Consider the following 3,608-nt stretch of genomic DNA (forward strand, 5'->3'; position numbering starts at 1 on the left):
ACGCGCAGTTCCATGGAGAGGCTCCTGATCATGGGGAAAACTGGCAGGCGATTGCGTCTGAGCTGATCTGCTCTTTTTTCAATCTCCTGATGTTTTCCGCGCGGTCGCAGCTTGGGCGGGCGGGCAAGGCCGCGCCGTCAGGCGCGCACTGCCTGGCGCTTGCGCGCCCGCCCAAGCTGTGGCAGCCGTTCTTGCCTTTTTATGTTTCGGTTATGTCTGCTTACGTCTAATTCTGTTGAAAACAGCCGCTCATGGAATAGCCATGTCTTGCCGATTCAATCATCTTCACTTCGGGTGTCTTTCTGGCCTGCCCTATTAACGAGGAAAATATCTTTTCTAAAACCATAAATAGGGGATGTGATCTTTTGTGTATTTGAATCTACTTAAAAAGATTAAAATTAATATAGACCACAAAATAAAAGACAATACTCGCACATAGAATACGAGCTTTTTTTGACCCTCTGTTATCCCATCTTTTTCAGGTTGAGTTATAGTTATATTTCGTGGGTTATATGGGACGCTATCAATATCCATATTTAGGTTTCGGGCTTTTTTCTTAAGGTAACGCATTTGGCTACGTGAAATGGGGTTTATACCCGCTCTGCCCATTCTGGATTGAATATACAGCCAAAGAGCAAAGAAAAAAACCATCGCAATTATGTGCATTTTTTGTCTCTTTTGTATGTTTTTTCCACTCTATGACTCCACCTTCTTTTCCCAGGACGCCGAACGAAAAATTATACTTAGTGCAAACTTTATAGCCGACCAATTGCCATTTTTCGAATGTTTGGGTCTGACACATTCTATCCAGTTCACCCCCGGCTCCTTTGAGGGCTTGTGATCCACATCTGTTTCCAGAATGCCGCCCGACGTTGTGACCCCGGACGGCTCGTGTGGCTCAGGCTGCGTCCCTGAGCGCGTTGGGGGCATCGTCCTCCTCTGTTATGGGGGGAATATCATCGTTGGCCGGAGCCTCCTCCTCCCCTTCCCTGCTGGTGGCGGCAAGATCGGCCTCCAGCTCGGCCAGAGCGTTCCGCTTCTCATCGAGCAGCGCCTGATCACGGAACGGCACACCCAGTCTGGCCTGATAGGCGGGCAGCCGTCGTGCGGCCTCATCACGGGTTTTCTGGGCGTCGGCCAGTTCCCCATCAAGACGCAGCACGAGGTTTTCGATGCGTGCGACCAGTCCCAGAGGTTTCGTGTCCTGATCCACGGTAATGTCCACCGTTCCATGCGCGAAAGCCACAGACAGTCCCGCGTCGGTCACCACCTTGTCCTCGGTGAAACGCTGACGGTTGACCGCATCCAGCGTCACGACAAACCCGCCAATCCGCCCCAGCGTCCACCGACCTTCCTGCCCGTTCCTGACCGCCAGACGGAGCTGGGCCAGCAGGAACGCCCCCGCCTTCTCACGCTCGGTGACCACACCGCGTTCGGTCTCAAAACTGAAGGACTCACCACGCGTGGCTACACGGGCCGCCAGATCAGCCTCGATCAGCGGGATCCGTGCCTGCGCCCATGCGATCTCGCGCTCAGCCTGCTGGACAGCACGACGCACGGCGAACTGGTCATCGTAATGGGCCGCATAGAGGCGTTCGAGCCGTGCGAGCTCCGCCTCCAGACCGGCTTTCTGCATGAGCCGCATATCCCCAGAGGCCAGCGCCTTGGCCATGGCGAACTGGTTGCCATCGCTATCCAGATCTTCCACACGCCGGATGGACCGATCACCAGACATGGCCATGGCGATGAAGCGCAGCTTGCGTTCGAGGAGCTGCCAGTTGGTGGCGTCCACAGACCCTTCCTGCGCATAGGCGTAAATCCGTATTTCGGGGTTCTGGTTGCCCTGTCGCTCGATGCGCCCTTCGCGCTGGATGATGTCGGAGACCAGCCACGGCACATCCAGATGGTGTAGAGCCAGAAGCCGCTGCTGGGCATTGACCCCCGTGCCCATGGTCTGGGTGCTGCCAATCAGGATACGCTTGCGTCCGGCATTGAGGTCGCCGAACAGACGCTGCTTGGCTTCCGCCTTCTTGTAGTCCTGCATGAAGGCGATCTGCTCGCGCGGCACCCCCATGCGCACCAGCTCGTCACGCATCCACAGATAGGCGGAGAAGCCCCGCTTGCCCTGTGCCCCCACGGTGCCCAGATCGGAGAAAATCATCTGCACCGCACCGGGCTGGGCGTAGGGCTGGCCAGTCTCGGGATTGGTGTACCGGTTCTGGGCACTCTCTTCCCAGATGGAGAAGACGTTGCGGATCATCAGATCGAGCTTGCTGTCCTCCCCCTCCCCTGCCCGGCCCCAGCCGACAAAGCGCAGATCAAGAGCCGCATGACGGGCGTCCCCCATGACGGAAAGCAGGATGTCATCCCCTTTCTGGGGTTTGCCCTTGCGACGTTCGATCGCGGTGATCCGCTCGGCCAGCGTCTTCTGATAGGCACGGAAGCGGGCATGAACTGGTGCCACCACAATCTGGCGGTGCCCACCGCGCACGGCTGGCAAATTGACATAGCGGCGCAGATCGTCCTGCTGGACCACATCGGCGAAGTCACGATAGAGCGCCATGAGGTCGGCGACATTGACGAACTCGGTAAAGCGCGTGACGGGCTTGTAGAGGCCACTGGGTTGCAATTCGAGTTCGGTCCGGGTCTCTCCGAAATTGGCGGCCCATGCGTCAAACTCATGCAGCCCACGACTACGCAGGGCATCAAGAGCCATGTAGCGCTGGACCGAATACAGCTCGCCCAGTGTGTTGGTGATCGGGCTGCCTGATGCCAGCACCAGCGCGCGACCGGGATTGATCTGCTCCAGATACCGGGCCTTGACGAACAGATCCCACGCGCGTTGCGAGCCTTCTGGGGCCACCCCCTTGAGATCGCCCTGATTGGTGGCTAAGCTCAGTTTGCGGAACTGCTGTGCCTCGTCCACGAGGATCTGATCAATCCCCAGTTCCCCCAGATGCAGCATGTCATCCTTGTGGGTCGCCAGCCCTTCGAGCTTCGCCTCCATGGTTTCCTTCATGTGCTCGATGCGCTTGCGCGACAGCCGGTCGTCTTTATCCATTTCGCAGAGCAGCGTGTCATAGGCCTCGATCTGCTCGTCGATCATCCCGCGCTCAAAGGCGGCCTCCACCGCGATGAATTTGAAGGCGTCATGGGTGATGATGATCGCATCCCAGTTCCCGGTGGCTGCGCGGGCCAGAAACCGCTGACGTTTGGCTTTTGCAAAATTCGTCTCATCCGCGACAAGGATTTTGGCTGTCGGGTAGAGCATCAGGAATTCACGGGCCATCTGGGCCAGACAATGCCCAGGTACCACGATCATCGCCTTGCTGATCAGCCCCAGCCGCTTCTGCTCCATGACGGCGGCGCACATGGAGAAGGTTTTACCCGCCCCCACGGCATGGGCGATGTAGGTGCTGCCCGCGGCAATGATCCGCCAGATCACCCGCTTCTGGTGTTCGCGCAGGGTGATGACCGTGCTTGCACCGGGCAGCCGGAGATGATCACCGTTGAATGTGCGCGGCACGAGATTGTTGTAGGTGTCGTTATACAGCCGCACCAGCCGGTCAGCGCGCTCGGCATCCTGCCAGACCCAGTTCTGGAACGCC

General features: G+C 57.9%; 2 protein-coding genes. One reads left to right on the forward strand and one right to left on the reverse strand.

All coding sequences use genetic code 11. The features are described 5' to 3' along the window. On the forward strand, nt 1–230 hold a 230-nt coding region (locus tag GOB83_RS14850), incomplete at its 5' end, for a hypothetical protein (protein ID WP_206752421.1). Between the two features lie 668 nt (nt 231–898). Here GOB83_RS14850 and GOB83_RS14530 read toward each other — a convergent pair. Beyond that, on the reverse strand, nt 899–3,608 hold a 2,710-nt coding region (locus GOB83_RS14530), incomplete at its 5' end, for a DEAD/DEAH box helicase family protein (protein WP_165926615.1).

Source organism: Acetobacter fabarum (assembly GCF_011516925.1).
GTDB classification, from domain to species: domain Bacteria; phylum Pseudomonadota; class Alphaproteobacteria; order Acetobacterales; family Acetobacteraceae; genus Acetobacter; species Acetobacter fabarum.